Source organism: Paenarthrobacter sp. TA1.8, assembly GCF_048595705.1.
Lineage (GTDB): Bacteria > Actinomycetota > Actinomycetes > Actinomycetales > Micrococcaceae > Arthrobacter > Arthrobacter nitroguajacolicus.
In genome coordinates, this window is the sequence record NZ_CP184287.1 from 4,249,032 (window position 1) to 4,270,569 (window position 21,538).

Annotated in this window: 20 protein-coding genes; 10 read left to right on the forward strand and 10 right to left on the reverse strand. The window is 63.1% G+C overall.

From position 1 onward, the window contains the following. Positions 1-114: 114 nt before the first annotated feature. A complete protein-coding gene (locus ACNAOT_RS19780; protein WP_420179082.1) occupies positions 115-1,569 on the reverse strand; it encodes an MFS transporter in 1,455 nt (484 codons plus the stop codon). A gap of 65 nt (positions 1,570-1,634) precedes the next feature. On the opposite strand from ACNAOT_RS19780, the gene soxR reads away from it, so the two are divergent. Then, positions 1,635-2,090: a redox-sensitive transcriptional activator SoxR gene (soxR, locus tag ACNAOT_RS19785; protein ID WP_026005695.1), complete on the forward strand. Its 456-nt coding sequence runs from the start codon at positions 1,635-1,637 to the stop codon at positions 2,088-2,090. 45 nt (positions 2,091-2,135) lie between these two features. Next, positions 2,136-2,849 carry an SAM-dependent methyltransferase gene (locus ACNAOT_RS19790; protein ID WP_420179083.1) on the forward strand — a complete coding sequence of 238 codons (714 nt, stop codon included), beginning with the start codon at positions 2,136-2,138 and terminating at the stop codon, positions 2,847-2,849. 13 nt (positions 2,850-2,862) lie between these two features. Here the strand turns inward: ACNAOT_RS19790 and ACNAOT_RS19795 are convergent, their stop codons facing one another. After that, complete coding sequence (locus ACNAOT_RS19795) at positions 2,863-3,900, reverse strand: Lrp/AsnC family transcriptional regulator (RefSeq protein WP_178995955.1); 1,038 nt, start codon at positions 3,898-3,900, stop codon at positions 2,863-2,865. A 141-nt stretch (positions 3,901-4,041) separates the two neighbouring features. Between ACNAOT_RS19795 and ACNAOT_RS19800 the strand changes: the two genes are divergently transcribed. Continuing rightward, positions 4,042-5,259 (forward strand): M20 metallopeptidase family protein, encoded by a 1,218-nt coding sequence (locus tag ACNAOT_RS19800; protein WP_420179084.1) that lies wholly within the window; start codon positions 4,042-4,044, stop codon positions 5,257-5,259. A gap of 30 nt (positions 5,260-5,289) precedes the next feature. Further along, the gene (locus tag ACNAOT_RS19805; protein WP_178995951.1) at positions 5,290-6,582 is read left to right on the forward strand and encodes an MFS transporter; all 1,293 of its coding nucleotides are present in this window, start codon (positions 5,290-5,292) and stop codon (positions 6,580-6,582) included. A gap of 75 nt (positions 6,583-6,657) precedes the next feature. Here the strand turns inward: ACNAOT_RS19805 and ACNAOT_RS19810 are convergent, their stop codons facing one another. Beyond that, complete coding sequence (locus ACNAOT_RS19810; RefSeq protein ID WP_420179085.1) at positions 6,658-7,935, reverse strand: CynX/NimT family MFS transporter; 1,278 nt, start codon at positions 7,933-7,935, stop codon at positions 6,658-6,660. A 644-nt stretch (positions 7,936-8,579) separates the two neighbouring features. Here ACNAOT_RS19810 and trmB point away from each other — a divergent pair. The 3 genes from trmB to ACNAOT_RS19825 are packed head-to-tail and all read left to right on the forward strand — an operon-like array spanning position 8,580 to position 10,393. Next, complete coding sequence (trmB, locus tag ACNAOT_RS19815; RefSeq protein ID WP_364309079.1) at positions 8,580-9,485, forward strand: tRNA (guanosine(46)-N7)-methyltransferase TrmB; 906 nt, start codon at positions 8,580-8,582, stop codon at positions 9,483-9,485. A gap of 21 nt (positions 9,486-9,506) precedes the next feature. Further along, complete coding sequence (locus ACNAOT_RS19820) at positions 9,507-9,899, forward strand: hypothetical protein (protein WP_420179086.1); 393 nt, start codon at positions 9,507-9,509, stop codon at positions 9,897-9,899. Continuing rightward, a complete protein-coding gene (locus ACNAOT_RS19825; protein ID WP_420179087.1) occupies positions 9,899-10,393 on the forward strand; it encodes a type II toxin-antitoxin system RatA family toxin in 495 nt (164 codons plus the stop codon). The genes ACNAOT_RS19820 and ACNAOT_RS19825 overlap by 1 nt, the downstream gene beginning before the upstream one ends. 3 nt (positions 10,394-10,396) lie before the next feature. Here ACNAOT_RS19825 and ACNAOT_RS19830 read toward each other — a convergent pair whose 3' ends face one another. Both ACNAOT_RS19830 and ACNAOT_RS19835 read right to left on the reverse strand, forming a co-directional pair. Then, entirely contained in the window at positions 10,397-11,071 is a 675-nt protein-coding gene (locus tag ACNAOT_RS19830; RefSeq protein WP_420179088.1) for an anti-sigma factor family protein, read from the reverse strand. Next, entirely contained in the window at positions 11,068-11,565 is a 498-nt protein-coding gene (locus ACNAOT_RS19835) for a sigma-70 family RNA polymerase sigma factor (RefSeq protein WP_420179089.1), read from the reverse strand. Before ACNAOT_RS19835 ends, ACNAOT_RS19830 begins: the two co-directional genes overlap by 4 nt. 145 nt (positions 11,566-11,710) lie before the next feature. Between ACNAOT_RS19835 and ACNAOT_RS19840 the strand changes: the two genes are divergently transcribed. Next, positions 11,711-12,250 (forward strand): hypothetical protein, encoded by a 540-nt coding sequence (locus ACNAOT_RS19840; RefSeq protein WP_420179090.1) that lies wholly within the window; start codon positions 11,711-11,713, stop codon positions 12,248-12,250. A gap of 92 nt (positions 12,251-12,342) precedes the next feature. Here the strand turns inward: ACNAOT_RS19840 and ACNAOT_RS19845 are convergent, their stop codons facing one another. Beyond that, the gene (locus tag ACNAOT_RS19845) at positions 12,343-13,293 is read right to left on the reverse strand and encodes a hypothetical protein (protein WP_420179091.1); all 951 of its coding nucleotides are present in this window, start codon (positions 13,291-13,293) and stop codon (positions 12,343-12,345) included. Between the two features lie 165 nt (positions 13,294-13,458). On the opposite strand from ACNAOT_RS19845, the gene ACNAOT_RS19850 reads away from it, so the two are divergent. After that, positions 13,459-14,052, forward strand: coding sequence for a DUF5655 domain-containing protein (locus ACNAOT_RS19850; RefSeq protein ID WP_420179092.1), 594 nt, complete (start codon positions 13,459-13,461; stop codon positions 14,050-14,052). A 97-nt stretch (positions 14,053-14,149) separates the two neighbouring features. On the opposite strand, the gene ACNAOT_RS19855 is transcribed toward ACNAOT_RS19850, so the two are convergent. The 4 genes from ACNAOT_RS19855 to ACNAOT_RS19870 all read right to left on the reverse strand — a co-directional run bounded on the left by ACNAOT_RS19855 (position 14,150) and on the right by ACNAOT_RS19870 (position 17,903). After that, positions 14,150-15,127, reverse strand: coding sequence for an ABC transporter ATP-binding protein (locus ACNAOT_RS19855; protein WP_420179093.1), 978 nt, complete (start codon positions 15,125-15,127; stop codon positions 14,150-14,152). A gap of 1 nt (position 15,128) precedes the next feature. Then, the gene (locus tag ACNAOT_RS19860; protein ID WP_420179094.1) at positions 15,129-15,920 is read right to left on the reverse strand and encodes an ABC transporter permease; all 792 of its coding nucleotides are present in this window, start codon (positions 15,918-15,920) and stop codon (positions 15,129-15,131) included. A 55-nt stretch (positions 15,921-15,975) separates the two neighbouring features. After that, positions 15,976-16,770: an ABC transporter permease gene (locus tag ACNAOT_RS19865; protein ID WP_091470063.1), complete on the reverse strand. Its 795-nt coding sequence runs from the start codon at positions 16,768-16,770 to the stop codon at positions 15,976-15,978. 284 nt (positions 16,771-17,054) lie between these two features. Continuing rightward, positions 17,055-17,903 carry a DMP19 family protein gene (locus ACNAOT_RS19870; RefSeq protein WP_420179095.1) on the reverse strand — a complete coding sequence of 283 codons (849 nt, stop codon included), beginning with the start codon at positions 17,901-17,903 and terminating at the stop codon, positions 17,055-17,057. A 165-nt stretch (positions 17,904-18,068) separates the two neighbouring features. Here ACNAOT_RS19870 and ACNAOT_RS19875 point away from each other — a divergent pair, with 165 nt between their 5' ends. Continuing rightward, positions 18,069-21,524 (forward strand): SNF2-related protein, encoded by a 3,456-nt coding sequence (locus ACNAOT_RS19875; RefSeq protein WP_420179096.1) that lies wholly within the window; start codon positions 18,069-18,071, stop codon positions 21,522-21,524. Positions 21,525-21,538 lie beyond the last annotated feature (14 nt).

Sequence of the window (21,538 nt, forward strand, 5' to 3'; positions counted from 1 at the left end):
TCCAGACGGCAATACCCTGCAGAGCGGGCCCCACAACGAGCCCACCCCGCGTTGCGAGGCCCGATCTGCACCCTTCCAGGCGGCAATACCCTGCAGAGCGGGCCCCACAACGAGTCAGGCGTGATGCGTGAGCTCGGGTTGGGCGTCCGGGGCGTCCGGGGCGTCCGGGGCGCCCGCTTGGGCACCTGGCTCACCCATGCCCGCCCCACCCCTGCTCATCCCACCCGAGCGGGCGGCGACCCTCGGCGCGATGACTACCCCGACGACGGCGATGATCGCCGTCAGTGCGAAGACCCCCGCAAACGAGTTCGTCGTCGTGAATGCAGCGAAGACAAGTCCCGTAGCGGCGAGGGACAGTGCCCCGCCGAGGGAATCGGAGATGGACATGGCCGCGCTGTTGAAGCCTTGGTTTTCCTTGGTGGAGAGCGCCAACGTCATCACGGACAGCCTCGGGTACATGAGCCCCATGCCGCCACCGGCAAGGATCCAACCAGCGATGGCAACTGCCGCGGGCAGGCTAAACGCCGCGGTCACCAACGTCGAGATCACGGCGACCAGCACCAAAAGAGCGCCGATCTTCACGGCGAGATCGTCGGCCAATCGGGCACCGAGCCGCCCCTGGATCGCCGATGCCCCGGCCCACGCCAGTGCGGCTCCGGTCAGCGTCAGCCCGGCGAACGTCGGCGTGAACGCGTAGCGCTCGGTCAGCAGGTACGGCAGGTACACCTCGGCCCCGAAGAAGGCCGCAGATGCCAGCCCGCGGACCAGGATCACACTGGGCAGACCGCGTCGGGCAGTGAGGGTTCCCCGCGGAACCAGCGGCTTCACCGCGATAAGGGCAATGACCAGCGCGACGACGGCAATCACCCCACCGAAGCCGGGCACCTCCGCGGACAGGTTCAGTCCGAGGACAGCGACGGCGGCGAGCGCCGCCCACCCCATACGACCGAAGGCCCAGGGAACGGGCTCGGAGGCGGGTTCGGAATTCATCCCCCGCACGGCTGGCACCACCATCAGCAAAGCTGGAACTACCAGGCCCACCACCCCCAGGAACACCCAGTGCCAACTGCTCAGTTGGGCCACCACACCGGCCGCGAATGGACCCACCAGGGAAGGAACCACCCAGGACGCGGCGAAGGCGGCGAAAATCTTCGGGTGGAGCACCGGCGGGTACACGCGGGCAACCAACACGTAGAGGGCCACGGTCATCGCGCCGCCACCAAGTCCTTGTACTAGTCGCCCCAGCACCAGCATCTCCATGGTTCCGGCCGTACCGGCGATCAGCAGGCCAGCCACGAACAACGCCACGGAGGTGTACAAAGGCGCCGCCGGACCACGACGGTCCGACCAGTTTCCTGCCGCCACCATGCCCATCACGCCTGTGGCCAGTGGGCCTGCGAAAGCCAGCGCGTAGAGGCTGGCTCCGTCCAGGTCGCGGCTGACGAGCGGCATGATGGTGGTCACTGCGAGGGACTCGAACGCGCTCAGGAACACAAGTGCGCACGCCCCTACGGTGGCAAGCAGGTATGGGCGGCGCAGTATCCCGGCCGTTGAGGTGTCAGAGGTCATGGACGTCAGCCTAGAACCTCAACTAATGTTGAGGTCAATCCACCACCCAGTCACGGAAGAACGCCATGCCGCCAGTCGAAACGCACCGGCCACTCACCATTGGTGAGCTGTCCGAACGGAGTGGAGTGTCGGCGTCGGCCCTTCATTTCTACGAACGGAACGGGCTCATCGAGGCGGAGCGAACGGCCGGCAACCAGCGGCGTTACCGGCGGGACACACTGCGGCGGGTCGCGTTTATCAAGACCTCCCAACGGGTGGGCCTGCCCCTGAAAGACATCCGTGAGGCGTTGGAATCCCTTCCCGATGGCCGCACGCCCACCAAGCGCGATTGGTCCAGGTTGTCGTTGCGTTGGCGCAAGGAACTGGACGAACGGATCGCTGCCTTGCAGCATCTGCGCAACGACCTCGACGGGTGCATCGGGTGCGGCTGCCTCAGCCTGAAATCCTGTACGTTGCAGAACCCTTCGGACGAACTCGGAGCCTCGGGCGCCGGCGCACAACGCTGGACTTTGCCGGAATAGCAACAGCCATTGCCTTTCAACGCGGCGTCGCGGCACGCTTGGGTAATGACTGAACACACGCACGACGCCGCCACTCACCAACACGGTCAACACACCCACGAAGGGGCCGAGCAGAGCGGATTGAACCTCCACGAGGACGCCGACAATGCCGTGGACATGTGGGACGGTATGTACCGGGAGCGTCCCAAGGTGTGGAGCGGAAACCCGAATCCGCAGCTGGTGGCGGAAGTTGCAGGCATCAAACCCGGAAGAGCCCTCGACCTCGGCTGCGGGGAGGGCGCTGACGCTATCTGGCTCGCGGCGCAAGGCTGGACGGTTACCGCAATGGACGTGTCCGCCGTCGCGCTTGAACGTGCAGCCGCGCATGCAGCAGAAAGCGACGTCAGCGAGCGGATCACGTGGCAGCAACAGGACCTCACGGAGTGGGAGCCTGAGCCCGTCTTCGATCTGGTTTCGGCCCAGTTCCTGCACTCTCCCCTCCTGCCGTGGCGGGATTCGGTGGCATCAGCCGCGGCAGCCGTCGCACCCGGCGGCACGTTGCTGGTGGTGGGCCATCACCCGCATGGACTCCCGTCGTGGAGCCATCATCATGAGTCCGGAATGTTCTTCACGCCGGAGCAACTGGCAGGTGCCCTGAGGCTGGACCGCGAGCCGTGGTTCGTCAACGTCCTGACAGACCGGGCGCGTATTGTCACGGGACCCGACGGCGAGCCCGGCACCACCCTGGACACGGTCCTGAGGGCAACCAAGCACGCCTAGAAACCTGCACGCCCTAAATACCGGCTGGCAGCAGCTCTCCGTAGGGCGGCACCACTGTTCCTGTGGCGGTGGAGTCCGGATTGAGCATCCATCCCACGCGTTTGGCCGTGTTCAGCATGACCACGCTCTCCACGAGTTGGACGCCCGGGATCCGCTGCTGGATGGTGAGCTCCATTTCCATGACGTCCGCCAGCGAGCGCAACCACATGATCATGGTGAAGTTGGTGCGGCCTGTGGTGGACGCGGAGAAGCGGATGTTCCTGATGGCCCGCAACTCTGTGGCCGCTGCTTCGTGCTCACCTGCGGGAACGTTTGCGAACCACTGGACCGTGATGGGGAAGCCGGAGAATTGTTGGGCGATTTCGCAGCGGAACGACAACATCCGGCTACTCAGGACCCTGCCCAGTTGCCGCTGGACTGTGGCGGGGTTTCGGCCCAAGGCGCGGGCAATTTCGGCGGCTGTGGCACGGCCGTCGCGGGCGAGGAACGGGATGATCGCCAGATGACTCTCCGGTAGCGGGAGCACCATGGCGTCGTGGGCTGACGGGTTTGCCGATTCAGGTCCGGCGAGCGCCTTGAGTGCCTGCTGCTCTGCCTTGGTGAGGACGTTGAGCCGCCACGCATATCCGCTGGTGTGAATCCGAGTGCAGAGGGCTGTGTGGTACTTGGTGAGCCCTCTGATCTCCTTGAGTTTCGGCAACACCTGTGTGCTGAACTGCCCCAGGTCCTGCGTGATCACAGTGAGCGTGAGGTCGCGGTTGCTGGCAGCCTCTTCTACCGTGATGACCTCGGGAAGTCGGGCGACTGCGGAGGTGACATCCGGCCTAAGGTGCATTTCGCAGTCGATATCCACCATGGCCAGGCACATATCCTTGGGGTCGCCCATGAGGTGTGCGGTGGTCCATGCTGCACCGGCTCCCCTCAGGCGTTCCCATCGGGATGCCAGCGTGGTGGCGTGGACGCCCAGGACTTCTCCGGCGTCGGACCAGCTGATCCGTGGCGAGATCTGCAGGGCGTTGACCAGGCGCAGGTCTTCCTCACTGAGCTCCATGAGCCCATTCTTGCAGAAGCGTGCATGATTCCTGCTCGAAAGCACTAGTCGGTGCATATTTACAGATGTTTAGCATCATGTGAATCACGTCACCCCAGAATGGCATGAGGAACACGTCACCTAGGAAGACCAGGAGAACACATGACCATCGCCGCCGACGCCAAGGAACTGCAGGAGGACATCGTCCGCCTCCGCCACGACCTCCATCGCGAACCGGAGATCGGCCTGCAGCTCCCCCGCACGCAGGAGAAGGTACTCCAGGCGCTGGATGGACTGCCTTACGAGATCACCCTTGGCAAGGAGACGACGTCGGTCACCGCGGTTCTGCGCGGTGGTGCGGCTCACGCATCAGCTGAGAAGCCCGTGGTGTTGCTGCGTGCCGACATGGACGGACTTCCTGTGCAGGAGACCACCGGCGTGGACTACACCTCCCGCGTGGATGGAGCCATGCACGCCTGTGGCCATGACCTGCACACCTCCATGCTGGCCGGCGCCGCCACCCTGCTGGCCGAGCGCCGCGACCAGTTGGCGGGCGACGTCATCCTCATGTTCCAGCCCGGCGAAGAGGGCTTCGACGGCGCAAGTTACATGATCAAGGAAGGCGTCCTGGACGCGGCCGGTCGTCGCGCAGATACTGCCTACGGTATGCACGTGTTCTCCTCCCTTGAACCGCATGGCCAGTTCGTCACCAAGCCGGGCGTCATGCTCAGTTCCTCCGACGGCCTTGTCGTCACTGTGCTGGGCGCGGGCGGCCACGGCTCCGCTCCCTACTCCGCCAAAGACCCCGTCACTGCAGCTGCCGAGATGGTCACGGCACTTCAGGTGATGGTCACGCGCCAGTTCAACATGTTCGATCCCGTGGTCCTCACAGTTGGCGTCCTGCACGCCGGAACCAAGCGCAACGTCATCCCCGAGACCGCCCGCATCGAAGCCACCATCAGGACCTTCTCCGAGGAGTCCCGTCGGAAGATGATGGAAGCAGTACCCAGGCTGCTTCATGGCATCGCTGCAGCCCACGGCTTGGAGGCGGACGTGCATTACCAAGAGGAATACCCCCTCACCATCAATGATGAGAACGAGACCACCACTGCGGAGAAGGTCATCGCCGGAATGTTCGGCGAGTCCCGGCACACCCGCATGGCCACTCCCCTGAGCGGTTCCGAGGACTTCTCCCGGGTCCTGGCCGAAGTCCCCGGCACCTTCGTGGGACTCAGCGCAGTTGCCCCCGGCGCCGACCACACGACGTCGCCGTTCAACCATTCGCCCTACGCAATGTTCGACGACGGTGTCCTCACCGACGGTGCCGCGCTGTACGCCGAACTCGCCGTGTCCCGTATCGCCGCCCTCGCCGGCAACTAACTCCCTGCCCGCCTGATCTTGGAGAAGCACATGACCACCACCGTAGGAACGTCCCCCGACGTCAAAGTCCACAAGTCGCACATGCGCACGCTTGTTGGCACCGGCATCGGCAACGCCGTTGAATGGTACGACTGGGCCATCTACGCCACGTTCTCGCCGTTTATCGCGAGCGCCTTGTTCAGCCAGGCCGATCCCACATCAGCAGTGCTGTCCACCTTGGCGATCTTCGCCGTCGGCTTCGTTGCCCGTCCGTTTGGCGGCTTCGTGTTCGGCTGGATCGGCGACCGGATCGGCCGCAAGACCTCCATGACGGTGGCTGTTGCCCTCGGAGCCGTCGGTAGCCTCCTCATCGGCATCGCCCCAACGTTCGCTGCCGTTGGCGCCTTCGCTTCGGTGATGCTCCTGATCGCCCGCCTCATCCAGGGCCTGGCGCACGGTGGTGAGCTGCCGTCGTCGCAAACGTATTTGTCCGAGATGGCGCCCAAGGAACACCGCGGCTTTTGGGCGACCCTCATCTACACCTCCGGCACCGCGGGAATCCTGGCCGGTACGCTGCTGGGCGCAATCCTCACGGCAACCCTGAGCAAGGAAGACATGAGCTCGTGGGGTTGGCGCATCCCGTTCCTCATCGGCGGCGCACTGGGGATCTACGCACTGTTCATGCGGGCCAAGATGAAGGAAACCGAAGCGTTCGAGGCCGAGGCGCCCACTGAGAAGCGCCTGCCCATATGGCCGCAGATCGTGAAGTACCGCAAGCAGGCCCTGCAGGTTATCGGCCTCACCGTGGGCCTGACGGTTGTGTACTACATCTGGGGTGTCGTGGCTCCGAGCTACGCCGCGACCTCGCTGAAGATGGACCGCGGAGAGGCGCTCTGGGCCGGCGTGGTGGCCAACGTGGTGTTCATCGCCGCGCTGCCGTTCTGGGGCAAGCTGTCCGACCGCATCGGCCGCAAGCCTGTGATCATCAGTTCGGCCGCGGGCGCCGCGCTCCTGCACTTCCCCATGACGTGGCTGCTCAAGGACTCACCGTGGCAGCTCGCCGTGTCCATGTCCGTGATGCTGTTCTTCATCGCCGGTAGCGCCGCGATCGTCCCGGCTGTCTATGCCGAGCTGTTCCCGACGCACATTCGCACCATTGGCGTGGGTGTTCCGTACTCCATCTGCGTCGCTGCCTTTGGTGGCACGGCTCCGTACCTGCAGACGTGGCTCGGCAGCATCGGGCAGGCCCAGTTGTTCAACGTATACGCAGTGATCCTGCTGCTGGTGGGCATCGCGTTCGCCTTCTCCATCCCGGAGACGAAGGGCAAAGACCTCACGGTCTAAGTTCTCCTCCCCAACTAGGTGACAGCACATGTTCCAATGAGCCCTCATTGCGACGTGTGCTGTCACCTACTTGGGTTAAACGAAGCGGTCGCGGCCAGCCCGATATCCGAAGAAAGCCGCCAGGGAACCGACCACCAGGAACAGGATTCCAGCCGCTGCGAAGCCGCCCGTAGCCTGATGAAGCTGGCCTACCATCAGTGTGCCGAGCGAACCCACTCCATAGCCGACGCCCTGCATCATGCCGGACAGGTGTGCCGCGGTGTGGGCGTCGCGGGTACGGACCATGATCATCGTGAGGGCCACGGCGGTCAACGATCCCTGGCCCAGCCCGTTGAGTCCTGTCCAGATCCAGATCAGCTCGGTGGGGCCAAAGATGGTGAGGGCAAAACCGCCGCCGGTCATCAGCGCCACCACCATGTTGATGATTCGCTGGTCCTTGAAGCGCGTGGCCAGGGCAGGGGCAAACAGCGAGCCGAGCATCTGAAGCACGATAGACACGGACACGATCAGCCCCGCCGTTCCGCCGTCGATCCCCCGGTCGCGCAAGATCGGGGCCATCCAAGCGAACACACTGAACGACATCATTGCCTGCAGCACCATGAACAGCGTCACCTGCCAGGCCACGGCTGAACGCCACACGTTGACGCCACCGTGGACCGCTTGGTGTTTTACGGAGGGCTGACGGATTGCCAGGGGCAGGAAGAGCAAAAGTACGACGGCGGCGGGCACCGCCCAGAACCACAGCGCCGATGTCCAGTGGCCGGTTGCCGTAAAGACCGGATACGTGAAGCCCGCGCCCAGTGCCGCCGAAGCGCAGATCGCCGTGGTGTAGAGCCCACCCATCAGGCCAAGGCGGTGTGGGAAATCCCGCTTGACGACGCCCGGAAGGAGGACGTTGCACAGTGCGATGGCAGCACCGCAGGCCGCCGTTCCGGCCAGAAGGGCGGGCAGGTGGCCCATTCCGGGGATCTCCAAGGGCCTGAGCACCAGCCCTACGGTGAGGACAGCCATGGCGCCCAGGAGCACACGTTCCGCGCCGAACCTGCGGGCGAGGACTGGAGCAAGAGGCGCGAAAACGCCCAACAAGGTAACCGGCACCGTGGTGAGGACAACCAGCGACCAGCCCGGCAGGCCCGCGTCGGATGTAATTTCCGGAAGCACGGCGGAAAAACTGGAGAAGACCGTCCGCAGATTCAGGCCGATCAGCACCAGGCAAATGCCTAAGTAAACGAGACCCCGCTTGCCGCGGAGCTGAGTGGGGTCCGCGGCTGGTTCATCGTCAATCTCGGCATCCACCGCAATATCGGGAAGAACGGTTTTTTCTCGGTAGCCGGGCGTCTTGGAGGAGGTCACCCGTCCTATTCTGTCAGTCGGTCCTGATCCGGGCTTGTTGGGCGGGATGTGACCAGTGGACGATTTCCAGTGCAGTTATCCACATAGGGCTGATCACCCCTGCCTGTGTTGCTTGGCGATCCATAGCGTTGAGCTCATGGATAGAGAGCCTGAATCTTCGCCGAACACCACTAAGAGTGATAAGCCCGCGCTGGGTTACGTGCTCGTCCCCCCCGGCGCAGCCACCGGGGTTGAATACAGGAATTGCAAGCGTCGTGTTTTCTTTGGCTGCGCCATTGTGCTGGTACGTGACCATTCCCTTCTCTCTGCTCGCGGTGCTTCTTACGAGGTCAGGCCCATCATCCGGCAGGTTAGCTTGGGTCGTGCCTGCCGTTGTGTGGAGCCTCCCGTGCACATGCGCATTTGTGGCACTAATACTGGGCATATCGTCGATGGTTTTGGCCAGAGGCCGCTCACCCGGCGGACGCCACACGAAGGCATGGTTTATGGGCATGTCCGGCTTGGCTGTTGTCGCGCTGGAGGTCTCGATCGGCATTTGGGTATTGATAACGCGTCCTTACCTGATCCCCTTCTAAGAACGCCCGCTACCCGTACTCGATCGGGTCCGCCGAACGTCTCGTCGGAACCAAAGTATTCTGGAAAGGATGAGTGAAACCCCAGATTCCCCGCGACCAGTCACGCCCGGCAGCCAGGCTTCCTTCGGTACCTACGGTGGTCGGCCAGTCAGCTTTGTGCGCCGTGGCACCCGACTGCAGGGACGCAGGCAAGCCGCATGGGAAGAGCACGCAGAACGCTGGGCCATTCAGGTGCCGCGCCATGTTGCCAACACCTCGGTCCACCCGGACTACACCTTCGACGCCGAGGCAGTCTTTGGGCGCAAGGCACCCCTGATTGTGGAGATCGGTTCGGGCCTGGGTGACGCTGTGGTCCATGCCGCGGAGCAGAACCCGGACAAGGACTTCCTTGCGGTAGAGGTCTACACACCAGGTTTGGCCAACACCATCATCAAGATCAACAGCCGTGGGCTGACCAACGTGCGGGTGGTGGAAGCCAACGCCCCAGAGGTTCTCGAGTCGATGCTCCCGGAGGGGTCGGTCAGCGAGCTTTGGGTGTTCTTCCCGGATCCTTGGCACAAGGCACGGCACCACAAGCGACGCCTTATTCAACCTGCCTTCGCTTCAGTAGCTGCCAAGGCTCTCGCAAAGGGCGGTTACTGGCGCATCGCCACGGACTGGTCCAACTATGCCGTGCACGTCCGCGAAGTGCTGGCCGGGTCCACAGAGTTCGAGAACATGCACGAAGGGGAGCGCAGCGGCGAGGAGAGCCCGCTGACGCAGGTCTGGCAGTCCGGCGTCGAGTCTGTTGTGGGTGGTGCGCCCGTCCGCGAAGGCCGTGCGCCGGTCAGCACCGAGCACACCGGTCCGAACGAGGGCGTGGATGAAGAAGGCGGCTGGGCTCCCCGGTTCGATGGCAGAATCCGGACAAGCTTTGAAAACAAAGCCCACGAGGCCGGGCGCATGATCTTTGACCTCACGTACCGCAAGCTTTAGCCAACGGACTATGGGGGAACCATGAGCTATCAGCCGCCGATCGACTACTACCAGCAACCACAACGGTCCGGCACGCGGGGCCTGGGCGCCGGCATCACGAGCATCGTCGCTGCTGTCCTCTCCCCCGTCGCGGCCGTAGTGAGCATTCCCTTGGGTATTGCCGCTATCGCCTCGTCGATAAGCCGCTACAACCAGGGCAACGACGCTTGGTGGTTCGGTGCACTGATCCTGGCGGGAGTCGCGGTCCTTCTGGCTATTGTGGCTATAGTCAGTGGGTTGCTCGCGGTCTTCCGGGCGGGTCGCATGAACGCGGGCCGCATTACGGGAATCGTCGGATTGGCGATCATGGCGGTCAATGTCTTTGGTGTTGCCTTCATGGTGTTCCTGGTCCTCGGCGCTGGGCAGGGATCCTAATGCCGCAGGTACGTGCCGAGCGGCTGATCCGGCTGGATCCCGAGACCGCTTTTGCCCTCTCCCAGACCACGGGTGATTTCAGGCTCAAATGGGATCCGTTCATCTCCGCCCAAGCCTTTCTGGATGGGGCCAAATCGGCTGGCAAGGGCGTCAGGACCCGGACTGTTTCCCGCATGGGCCTGAAAATGGTCAGTGAATACGTCTCGTACACGCCTCCACGAAACGTGGGTATGACCATGGTGTCCGGGCCTTGGTTCTTCGAGAATTTCGGCGGCGGCTGGCGGTTCACCCCGGACGACGGCGGCACCCGGGCAGTCTGGAAGTACACCTTTTCCTGCCGCCCGGCCCTGGTGAAGCCGTTGGCCGAGAGGATCGGAACCTGGCTCCTGGGCCGGGAGATTGAGCGTCGCATTGAGGCGTTCGCCCGGGCTTGCGAAGACCATGCCCTGATTGCGGAACTGCGTGCCCAGGGCTCAGGGGTCACGGACCGCTAAGGTTCACGGCACCGAAATCGAGGCCACGGTCTTCTCTGCTTCATCACGAAGCTCAACACCGGCGATGCCGGCCAACTGCACGGGCGTGGCACCCGTGATCTTGATCCGGCCGCTCTGAGTGGCCGTCCATCCGCACGTGCGTTCTTCGGCACCATCCCGGCCTTTCACCCACAGGTAAAGCGTGCCTTCCTGCGGCATGGACCGGCCCTCCACAGCGAGTTCGGTACCCCAGTTCTTCTTCACCATGCCCACGGTCAGCTGCAATCCGCTTTCCGACTGAACCGAATAGCTTGCGTCCGGTTTCGCGGGCTGGTTCAGCAGGGGCCCGGCAAGGAAGCCAACAGCGAGGCAAGCAGCAGCAACCGCGCCCACCAAAGCCGCCCACCGCCGTCGTGATTGCCGCCTGCGGATCGACAGGTCCACCAAGACCTTCTCGGGGAGCGCCTCAGGTTTCGGTTCCAATGGTGAGAGCGCGTTCGCGCCACCAGCAACGGTGAGGGCGACGGCGTCAGCTGCAGGAAGGGCGTCGAGCAAGGCGGGCAGGCTTTCCAGTTGCTCCAACTCGTGGCGGCATTCAGGGCATTTGGCGAGATGATCCTCAAACGTGCGTGCCTCCTCGGGCTCGAGCCCACCCAGCAAATAGGCGCCCAGCGACTGGTGTGCGGAGTTGCCGTTCATCGTTCCACCCCCATTTCATCAAGGATCGTTCGGAGGGCTTTCACAGCGTAGAAAGCCCGGGATTTCACGGTTCCCGCCGGGATGTTCAGCTGCAGTGCTGCCTCGTTAACGGTGAACCTTTGATAGTGGAGGGCCACCAAAACCTGGCGGTGTTCGTGACTCAGGCGCAGCAGCGCTTCCTCCACGAGGACCCTGTTCAGGAGTTCATCAACGCGCTCCGTTGCAGGATGGTCCGGGAGGTCCTGCTCGCCGGCCTCGGCAGGGCGGCGCTGGGCCTTCCTGTAGTTGTCGATGATGACGTTGCGGGCCGTCCGGAAAAGGTAGCTGCGCAAACTTCCCGTGATCTGCGGGGCGTGCTGCCATACCTTGAGGATAGCTTCCTGAACGACGTCGTCCGCTTGATGGGCGTCGGACGTGCAGCTGAGAACGAAGCGCTTCAGAGCAGTGCCGTGGTCGCGGTAGATCGCAGCCACCACGTCTTCATCCAACGGCATAGCCACCTCCCTCTTTCAGCTGCCCCTTCGCCTATACGACGACGAGCGAACGGAAAAGGTTCAGCCCCATGAACCATTCTTCCCCCAGCGGCGTCGTAGGGGTTAGCGCCGGTCCTTTCCGGCCGGCTCGTCAAAGGAGCTAGACATGAAGAAACGACTCAGTTTTGGATTCGGTGTGTTGATCCTGACCGCTGCCTTGGCCGGGTGTGGCGGAAGTCCTGGAACCACCGCTACCTCCGCACCACCTCCCGCGGCTACTCCCTCTTCGGCAGCAACCTCCGCGTCCCCGACAGTGGACTCCACCACCGCAGCTGGCGCCGAAATGAAGGTGTCATCCTCCAGCGCAGGTCAGATCGTGACGGACAGCAAGGGCATGAGCCTCTACTTCTTCACCAAGGACGTCAAGGACTTGGGAACCAGCGCTTGCGTGGACGCTTGCCTGGAAGCTTGGCCCGTCTTCACCACGACGTCGGATTCGCCCACGGTTGAAGGCGTCACCGGCACTGTGGGAACCATTGTGACGCCTGACGGCAAGAAGCAGGTAACTCTCAACGGCATGCCCCTGTACTACTACGCCAAGGACAAAGCTCCCGGCGACGTGACGGGTCAGGGCGTGGGCGGCGTTTGGTACTTGGTCAGCCCGTCCGGGGAGATGATCAAGGGCACTGGGGGTTCGGGCTACTGAGGCGTGGCACCGAGATCGCGGGAAGCCTGCCATGTCGCCGAAAGGTTCCTCCCGAACAGGCAGGGTTCCCACGAACTCGCAGTCCGGACTGATCACCTGAGCGCCCGAAGGATGCGTTCCTTGAAGGTGCGCTCTTGAAAAAGGTCCTTCCACTCGATTCGGATAAACCGCCAGCCCTCCTCTGCCAGTGCCTTTTCCCGCCGTCGTTCTTGAAAAATGACCTCGTCCGTCGGTTTGAAGTCGAAGTATTTGGTTCGACCGTCGAACTCCAGAGCCAGTTTTTCCTCTTCCCAAGCGAAATCCATGCGATGGCGACCCAAACGGGACTGCACCTCGAATTGGGGCTGCGGGGGCCTGATTCTGAGCCTTTGCATCAACTCACGGGTCAGCGTCTCGCCGGCAGACTCGGAGCGCGGGTCTGCGTTGTCCAAAGCCTTGCGCAGCGTGCGGATTCCCCGCTTTCCGGAGGAGACGGCTGCCATGTCGGCAAGTGCGCTGATGTCGGCTCCGACTCGTAAACCATGGTCCATAATCACAAGTGCTTTGGGATAGCTAAGCATCCTGGCACTGTCAAAGATGGTGCGTTCGAGTGTGGTCGCCCGCAAACCCTGAACCTGCACCACATCGTCCTCGGTGAAAGTTTCTGTGTGTCCCCGGACATCCCTGCCCCAACGGTCGGAGGAAGGCCTGGCTTGGTGCAGGACGTGAACCTTGTCATCTACACCCCACACGAAGAGACCATGGAGTCGTGCCGCCGACAAATGGCTGTAAACGAAACCACCTGTTGACGTGGTCAGTGTCCCATGCGCATGTGCCACGATCCGCTCCCTGGCCTGCCTCCTCGGCCCCAAGGAGTTCCACTTGCTGGCCCTGATATAGCAGCCATATCTCAAGCGATGCAGTTCACCGGCCTCCACAAGCGCCCTGATATTTCGACTGTTGAGACCGAATCGGAGTAATTCATCGGTCCTCCACATATACCCACGCACAGGAAGCGGGCGGACTATCGGGGCGGTGCTTTCACGCGATGACGGCGGCTCCATCGGCTCAGCATGGCAACCAAACGTACAGTCGCTAAAGAGGTGCGCGGCGCTATGTGGAAATCCGAGCGCCGAGGCCGCGGGAACGGTGCGAATATGCCGAAAGTTTGCCCACGAAGGCCCACGTTTCCAGCGAAGTCAGAAACAGCGCCGGGCTACGATCGGGATATGGGCGAGACTTCTGACTTCAAGGCTGCGGCCAAGACGTGGCAAACCATGGTGGACAGCAACCAGGCGTTGCTTCTGCGCAAGTCCGGACACGACGTCCATTGGTGGGCCGAAGAGGGCCGCGCCAAGGGCTTGAAGAACGACGCCGGGCTCCGCGACTGGATGCGCGACGAACACGGAATCACGGGCTACGCGCAATACGCAGTCTCGTGGGAAATGTTCGGCTACCCCGAGTTCATGCTCCGGGACGCCGATGAACTCTTTGACGGCCAATACGCCAACCACCCCCAGTTACGTCCCATAGCGGACGCTCTGATGGCATGGTCCGCTGAGACCGACGGCGTAGTGATCCAGATGCGCAAGGGCTACGTTTCGCTTCACAGCCCTCGGCGGAAGTTTGCCCAGGTCACCCGGACCAACAACACCACCGTTGATATCGCCCTGCGTTTGGACGCTCCAGCCGAGGGCAGGCTCGAGGCCGTGAAGATTCGGGAGGGAGACTCCTTCGACCGCCGGGTACGGCTGAAATCCATCGACGACGTCGACGACGAGCTACTCGGATACCTCGCCAAGGCGCTGGACCAGAACAGCTAGACTGCAAGCCCAGCGCGCCGGGTTCGTGGGAAACCTGCCGTAGCGCCGAAAGGTTCCGGGCGAGCACACAAGGTTCCAGCGAACTCGCGCAATACAACTATCGCCTCGCACTCCCGTAGAGCTGTCGCACCAGGTGCTCGATGTCCGGCTCGTGCAGTGACAGGTCGGCAACCTCGGCCGTGCTGGAAATCGCGGCAAGCACGGTGGCCGCTGAGAGCCTACGCGGATCGAAGGAAACGCTGTGCCTGATTCCATCGGCTTCAATACCTTCGTGCACGGCGCCGTCAGGAAGCGAAAAGAGAACAGCCGACTGCACGGGGACGGCAAGGTCAACCACCATGGTGCGCACGGCTCCGGCCACCTCAGCCAAACCGGTGAGCGCGCCGTCGTAGGCGATGGCGCCGTCGTCGACTACCAGAACGCGCTGGCATAAACGTTGGATATCGCTCATGTCGTGAGTGGTCAGCAGCAGCGTGGTGCCGTTCTCGCGACGCTCAGCGTCCAGGAACTGGCGCAGTTTCTCCTTGCTGATCATGTCCAGGCCAATGGTCGGCTCGTCCAGAATCACCAGCTCCGGCCGATGCAGCAGGGCAGCCGCAACCTCGCCCCGCATCCGCTGGCCCAAGGAGAGCTGCCGAACAGGTGTGGTGAGGAACTCCCCCAGATCCATCTGATCGGCGAGCTCACGGAACCTGGGCCTCCAATCCGCCTCGGACATGCGATGCATGGCACCAAGGATCGGGTAAGAGTCCTGTAACGGAAGGTCCCACCAGAGCTGTGAGCGCTGTCCGAACACGACGCCGATCTTCCGGGCCAACGCTTTCCGCTGAGGCACCGGGTTGAACCCGCAGACGGTCACGCGTCCCGAGCTTGGCACCAGGACACCCGTCAGCATCTTGATGGTGGTGGACTTGCCTGCCCCATTGGCTCCGATGTAACCGACGGCCTCCCCCGGTTCCATTGTGAAGTCGATCCCACGGACCGCGTGAACCGTCTTCTTGCGTCGCCGGAACCGCCCGACCGACTCCATGACTTGGAATTCCCGGCTCAGGTTTTCCACTTCGATGATGGGCATGTCAGCCTCCTGCGCCGGTGTATTTTTTGATGGCCGCCCGCCAGAGGAGCAGCATGAGTCCGCTTAGGACGAGGGCGGCCGGCAGTCCCAGCCAACCCGTCCAGGCCGGGATACCGGCTGGGCCGTCGAGGTCGAGGATGACCAGGCTGGGAGCGTAGGCCACCAACGTTGCCGGGATGACGAACGTGAAGAAGATTTGGATTGGGAAGAACAGCGCCGCTCCGGGCATGGAGGCCACATACCGCCCTCCGTAGGTGAAAGCATTGGCGAATTGCCTGCCGTCGAGGATCCAGAATTGCATGGCTCCAGCGCCAAGGAAGAGTGCGCAGAAGATCGCCGCCCCTGCAAGGGGTGTGATGAGGGCCAACGTGACCTTGGCAGGGTCCCAGTCGACTTCCGTGAGTAGGAGCGCCGCAACAAGCGCAGCCACTGCGAAGATCAGCCGCCCGACGCGTCTCAGTTGGAAATCGGAGGTCGCCAACTGGAGCAGCACAGGCAAAGGCCGGACCAGCAGCACCTCCAACTTGCCGGACCTGATGGTCTCGGACATGGAATCGGTCTCCCCCATCAACAGGTCACCGAGTGCGAACGACACCGAGGCGAGCCCGAATACCAGGAGTGTCTGGGCCAAGGTCATGCCGCCGAATGTGGAGACGTTGTGGACGATCGCGTAGAGCTCCACGAACTCAGTTAATCCCAGCAGGACTTGCCCGGCGACGTCGGAGAGGAAACTGCCCCGGTAGGCGAGCTGCGAGCGCAGCCTGGCCGAAACAAGGAGTTTGAGGAGGACCAAGTTAGTGACCGGGGCGTGAGGGTCCCGGGTTTCTCGCCGAGAGGTCGCGCGCGGACTAGCCACCTTGCACCACCAGCCTCCGCGAACCGAAGCGGACCATCACCTGCACAACCCCCAGCAGCACGGCCAGCCAGAGGAGTTGGAGACCCACCATGGCAAGGCTTTCGGCGCCAACGGTCCTTCCCGCGAGAATGTCCACCGGGGTCTGCAGCATTGACGGGAACGGCGTTGCCCGGGCGAAGTCGAGCAGCCAGTCAGGAAACCAGGTCACGGGCACCAGGAACCCGGACAGCAGGTTCATCAGGACCATGTACAGCATCCAGAAACCGCGGATTTCGAGCACCCAGAAGGACAACAGATTGATGGCGAAGAAGCCCAGAAAGTTCAGGGATACGGCAGCCACGATCGACACGAATCCCAGCAGGTAGGGCCCGGGGCTTCCGGGCATCGCCAGCCCTGTCACCAGGGCTCCGACGATGAGCGGCGGTAACCCGCGCGGCAGCACGTCGAAGGCGGCGCGGCCCAGGTCTTGAGCCCAGTAGGACGCGGTCAGGTTGACTGACCGGGAAAGGTCGACGGCGACGTCCCCCGACTTCACGCGGCTTGCCAGCTCAGTGTTGCCGAACAGGCCCAAAGGTGCCAGGAGCGCCTGACCCAACCACACATAGGTGGCGGCCTCCATCGCCGAGTATCCGCCGATGGCCCCACCCGCCGTCGTAATGGCGCTCAGCAGCAGCGACGCCCGGATGAGTCCGAAGACCGAGTTGGTGAAAGCGCCGGCGACGGCGGCAGTACGGTACGTGGAATGGCGTCGGAACGATGACTTGGCCAGCTCCCAATACGCACGCACCGGTCGAGTCTATTACGACACACACCCCCAACTCCCAGAGCTCTGAGAGTGTCGCAACGGTGTCCGCAACCGCCGGCCGGACGGCAGGCATCCGGAAGCGTGGCAAGCGGCCGGACGGCAGGCATCCGGAAGCGTGCGTCAAAGCGCAAAGTGGGCCCACACCGTCAGGGTTCCCTGGCCGAGCTTGCGAGGCTAGGGGGACGGTGGGGTACACGCGGAGGATGTCTGCCGTCCGGCCATAGAGACACAGAGGATGTCTGCCGTCCGGTAGACCAACCAGGGACCTACGCGTCGGCGAATTCCTCAGACTCCTCGAACTCTACGGCCGCGACTATCTCCTTGGTCTCCGGGTGAATCATGAAGGCCTCGTCGTCATCTTCCACCATGATGTAGTCGCCGTGGTCGGTGGAGAAGTGCCAGGCGAGGGTCTTCACGCCGTCGTGCTCGTAGTTGGGATCGCCCATGGTGATCTTTTCCAAGGCGTAGCCAGCCACGTCGCAGAGTTCGCGGATGATGACCTCGAACTCGGGGGCGTTGGCGAGGGCTTCTTCGTCGGCTTCGGCCTGGCGCTCGGCGAGGTCCGGGATCTGGGCGACGCGTTCGGCAATGTGCGCTTCGATTTCTTCGTCCGAAAGAACCAGCAGTTCGGACTGGCCGCGAAGGTAGGCAGCGTTGAGATCGATGATGTCCTCTTCTTCCAGCAGTGCCTCGAACTCGCCGTCGAGCTCGTCCAGGGTAACTACAGCCGCAGGCGGCGTTTCGGACTCGTCCAGGTCGCCGTCGAGGTAGGCCTCGGCTTCATCTTCGGTTAGGGCGTCGAAGGCCGCGGCGGTGCGGTTGAAGAGGTCAATGTGCCGGGTGGCTCCCATGCCCTCGAGCCCGGCGCGGATGTAGGCGTCCACTTCTTCACGCTCCGGTGCGGTGAAGACGTACTGGGCGAAACCGCCGGACGGTGCCTGGGTCAGGTAAAAGTCCACAAAGTAGCTGTTGAGCGCAGGGGTCGCGATTTCGTCACTGTTGAGGAGCTCCGCGTACATCTCGTTCACCACTTTGACGTTGGAATCCACTACATCCGCACTGCCGGCTTCGAAGCTGGTCTTGCTCAGGATGACGGGGTACTCGTTGGTAGTCATGGGGAATCCTCACTGCTGAAAGCTGATGGTGCTCCGGACACTTTCAACGTACGCGTGGGAGCGGCGTGGCAATCGAGGAAGAGGTTAACGGAGGGCGAAGTTTGGGAGCTGTTTTCTGCTGACTAAGATTGAACAGATAACCTCCTGCCGAAAGTAGCCCTACGCATGCCGTCCCACACAGACGAAAACTGGGAACTGGCCATTCAGACTCCTGCCATCACGGACCGCTCGCTCGCGGCCGGATTGGCCTATGCCATGGGCAGCCGCGTGAACGGGATTTCTTTCGACGCGGCTACGGGCCTCCTGATGGGCAAGGTCCGCGGCACCGGTCCGCAGCCTTATTCGACGTCGGCAAAACTGGTGCGTAAGCCCAGCGGCTGGAGCTGCACGGTGGGTATCTGCAGCTGCCCGGTCCGCAAGGACTGCAAGCACGTGGCCGCGTTGCTCTTCACTGCCGAAGACCACCCCACCATCCGCGCCCAACTCCTTTCCCAGGCTCCCGGAATTCAAACGTCGAGGGCGGGCTCCGGCCAACAGGGCGGCTCGGCACGTCCTGCGTGGGAACAAGCCCTCAACAGATTGATCGCCAAGCCCGGCACGGCGCCCAGCGCTGCCGGCATCCAGCTTGCGCTTCAGTTCGAGGTGGAAGAGCCCGCGGCCCACTTCTCCTACACAGGCCGCCGCGACCCCATGCGCAGCGTCCGCCAACTCAAGGCCCGCCCGGTCATGATGGGCGCCAAGGGCAAGTGGATCCGCGGCGACGTCTCGTGGAACAACCTGAGCTACGTCAGTTTCCGGCGTGAATTCAATGAGGTCCACGTCGAGTGGCTTCAGACTTTCCTCGCGGCACACGGCTCCAGCAACGGCCGGCAGCAACCGTCCGGTGCCATGTGGTTGAGCCTGAACGATTTCGCAGCCAAGAACCTCTGGACCCTCCTCGCCGATGCCACCAAGGCCGGCATTCCGCTCATCCACTCCGCTGGTAGCGAGCCTGTCCGCGTTGAGTCGCAACCCGCCGTCGTCGGCCTCAGCTTGGCGCGACTTGAAGCCGCTCCGGACACCGCAAAACCGGAAGGGCCCGACGGCGGCCTGCAGCTCGCGCCGTCGGTGACCTTGGGCGGGGAACCCGTGGATCCGGGGTCCGTGGGGTTCCTGGGCAAACCGGCCAACGGTATTTTCTTCACGCACTCCGGGGAAACGCTGCCGGGGGTGCCGCAGCAGAAGAACCTCATCACGCTTGCACCGATTGAGGGTGGCATCAGCGATGAGCTGCTGGAATTCGTCATGGATGGCGACACACTTCAGATCCCGGCCGAGGATGAGAGCCGGTTCCTGACCTCGTTCTATCCGAAGTTGCGGCAGTCCACGCCGGTGCAGGCCGCGGATGAATCGGTGGAGCTGCCCACACTGGCCGTCCCCACCCTGTCCCTGCTGGCCAATTACGGCAACGACCACAAGGTCCGGCTGCATTGGGAGTGGCACTACAAGTCCGGAACCTTGGTCACCGCGCAGCCGTTGTGGCGGCACCCGGATGACCGGGGCTACCGCGACGACCTTGAAGAAGCACGGATCCTCGAGTCACTCGGACGTCCGTGGGATGTGGTGCCTGCGCTGGCCGAATCGGCAACGGGCGGCTGGGGTGCGCCGCGCATCGCTGCCTCCGCTGAGCTCGGCGGCTTGGACACACTGGCGTTCACCGAAGAGGTGTTGCCCGCGCTCAAGGACCTGCCGGACGTCGTGGTTGAAACGTCCGGCGACATCGCCGACTACCGCGAAGCCGCCGAAGCGCCGGTGGTGTCCATTTCCACGAAGGAAACGGCAAGCGGCGACTGGTTCGACCTCGGCATCGTGATCACTCTCGAAGGCGAACCCGTCTCCTTCGCTGCTGTGTTCTCCGCGCTTGCTGCCGGAATGAGCCGCATGCTGCTGCCCAGCGGCGCCTACTTCTCGCTTGATCTTCCCGAGCTGCACCAGCTCCGCGCCCTGATCGACGAAGCCCGCTCCCTGCAGGACAACCCGGACAACAAGGACGGCACCCTGCAGATCAGCCGCTTCCAGGCCGGGCTCTGGGATGAGCTCGCCCAGCTGGGGATCGTTGACGAGCAGGCGGCCGCGTGGCGTGAAGCAGTTGGTGGACTGCTCGACGACGGCGTGACCGGGCTGCCACTGCCGGCAGGCCTTAACGCTGAGCTGCGTCCGTATCAGCTCGAGGGTTTCAACTGGCTCAGCTTCCTGTACAAGCACAGCCTCGGTGGCGTGCTGGCTGATGACATGGGCTTGGGTAAGACCGTGCAGGCGATCGCGTTGATTTGTGCGGCGAAGGACCTGGCTGCGGAGACTGCTGCCGCCGCCCAAGGTGATGCCTCGGCGGTGGCGCCGAGGGCTCCATTCCTGGTTGTTGCGCCCACGAGTGTTGTGAGCAACTGGGCTGCTGAAGCGCAGCGCTTTGCTCCGGGGCTCGTGGTGCGGACCGTCGGTGAAACCTTCGCCAAGAGCGGGCTGGCACCATCCGAAGCGTTGGCGGGCGCCGACGTCGTTATTACTTCCTATGCCCTGTTCCGGATTGATTACGATGCCTACGCCTCCTTCCAATGGGCAGGGCTGATGCTGGATGAGGCGCAGTTCGTCAAGAACCACCAGTCCAAGGCGTACCAGTGTGCACGCAAACTGCCGGCCCGTTTCAAGCTGGCCATCACGGGCACGCCATTGGAGAACAACCTCATGGAGTTCTGGGCGCTGACATCGATCGTGGCGCCGGGACTGTTCCCGAGCCCCAAACGGTTCGCCGAGAACTACCAAAAGCCGGTAGAAAAGAACGGTGACTCCGCGCAGCTGGGCAAGCTCCGGCGTCGTGTGCGTCCGCTCATGATGCGCCGCACCAAAGAGCAGGTCATCAAGGATCTGCCGCCCAAGCAGGAGCAAATCCTGGAAGTGGTGCTGAACCCGCGGCACCAGAAGGTCTACCAGACGCACCTGCAACGTGAGCGGCAAAAAATCCTTGGGCTGATCGATGACGTCAACAAGAACCGCTTCACGATCTTCCAGTCGTTGACGTTGCTGCGTCAGCTCAGCTTGGATGCGTCGTTGGTGGATTCGTCGCTGTCCGGGGTGCGGTCATCCAAGCTGGACGTGCTTTTTGAGCAGCTGGAGGACCTCATCTCCGAGGGCCACCGGGCACTGATTTTCAGCCAGTTCACGGGGTTCCTGGGCAAGGTTCGGGAGCGTTTGGATGCCGAGGGCGTTGAGTATTGTTATCTCGATGGCAGCACCCGCAACCGCGGCGATGTGGTCAGCGAGTTCAAGAACGGTGCCGCTCCGGTGTTCCTGATTTCGTTGAAGGCAGGTGGTTTCGGGCTCAACCTGACCGAGGCCGACTACGTGTTCCTGCTGGACCCCTGGTGGAACCCTGCGTCCGAAGCGCAGGCCGTGGACCGCACGCACCGCATTGGGCAGGCCAGGAACGTGATGGTCTACCGTCTGGTGGCGAAGGACACCATCGAAGAGAAGGTCATGGCGTTGAAGGCCAAGAAGTCGCAGCTCTTCGCGGATGTGATGGAGGGAGACGCGCTGGCCGGTGGCTCGCTGACGGCGGACGACCTGGCGGCGCTGTTCGCGGAGTGACCTCCCCGAACAGC

Bases quoted from the DNA above. Each gene is read 5' to 3' on its own strand.
- ACNAOT_RS19780 (WP_420179082.1), bottom strand. From the start codon at position 1,569: ATGACCTCTGACACCTCAACGGCCGGGATACTGCGCCGCCCATACCTG.
- soxR (WP_026005695.1), top strand. From the start codon at position 1,635: ATGCCGCCAGTCGAAACGCACCGGCCACTCACCATTGGTGAGCTGTCC.
- ACNAOT_RS19790 (WP_420179083.1), top strand. From the start codon at position 2,136: ATGACTGAACACACGCACGACGCCGCCACTCACCAACACGGTCAACAC.
- ACNAOT_RS19795 (WP_178995955.1), bottom strand. From the start codon at position 3,900: ATGGAGCTCAGTGAGGAAGACCTGCGCCTGGTCAACGCCCTGCAGATC.
- ACNAOT_RS19800 (WP_420179084.1), top strand. From the start codon at position 4,042: ATGACCATCGCCGCCGACGCCAAGGAACTGCAGGAGGACATCGTCCGC.
- ACNAOT_RS19805 (WP_178995951.1), top strand. From the start codon at position 5,290: ATGACCACCACCGTAGGAACGTCCCCCGACGTCAAAGTCCACAAGTCG.
- trmB (WP_364309079.1), top strand. From the start codon at position 8,580: ATGAGTGAAACCCCAGATTCCCCGCGACCAGTCACGCCCGGCAGCCAG.
- ACNAOT_RS19820 (WP_420179086.1), top strand. From the start codon at position 9,507: ATGAGCTATCAGCCGCCGATCGACTACTACCAGCAACCACAACGGTCC.
- ACNAOT_RS19825 (WP_420179087.1), top strand. From the start codon at position 9,899: ATGCCGCAGGTACGTGCCGAGCGGCTGATCCGGCTGGATCCCGAGACC.
- ACNAOT_RS19830 (WP_420179088.1), bottom strand. From the start codon at position 11,071: ATGAACGGCAACTCCGCACACCAGTCGCTGGGCGCCTATTTGCTGGGT.
- ACNAOT_RS19835 (WP_420179089.1), bottom strand. From the start codon at position 11,565: ATGCCGTTGGATGAAGACGTGGTGGCTGCGATCTACCGCGACCACGGC.
- ACNAOT_RS19840 (WP_420179090.1), top strand. From the start codon at position 11,711: ATGAAGAAACGACTCAGTTTTGGATTCGGTGTGTTGATCCTGACCGCT.
- ACNAOT_RS19845 (WP_420179091.1), bottom strand. From the start codon at position 13,293: ATGGAGCCGCCGTCATCGCGTGAAAGCACCGCCCCGATAGTCCGCCCG.
- ACNAOT_RS19850 (WP_420179092.1), top strand. From the start codon at position 13,459: ATGGGCGAGACTTCTGACTTCAAGGCTGCGGCCAAGACGTGGCAAACC.
- ACNAOT_RS19855 (WP_420179093.1), bottom strand. From the start codon at position 15,127: ATGCCCATCATCGAAGTGGAAAACCTGAGCCGGGAATTCCAAGTCATG.
- ACNAOT_RS19870 (WP_420179095.1), bottom strand. From the start codon at position 17,903: ATGACTACCAACGAGTACCCCGTCATCCTGAGCAAGACCAGCTTCGAA.
- ACNAOT_RS19875 (WP_420179096.1), top strand. From the start codon at position 18,069: ATGCCGTCCCACACAGACGAAAACTGGGAACTGGCCATTCAGACTCCT.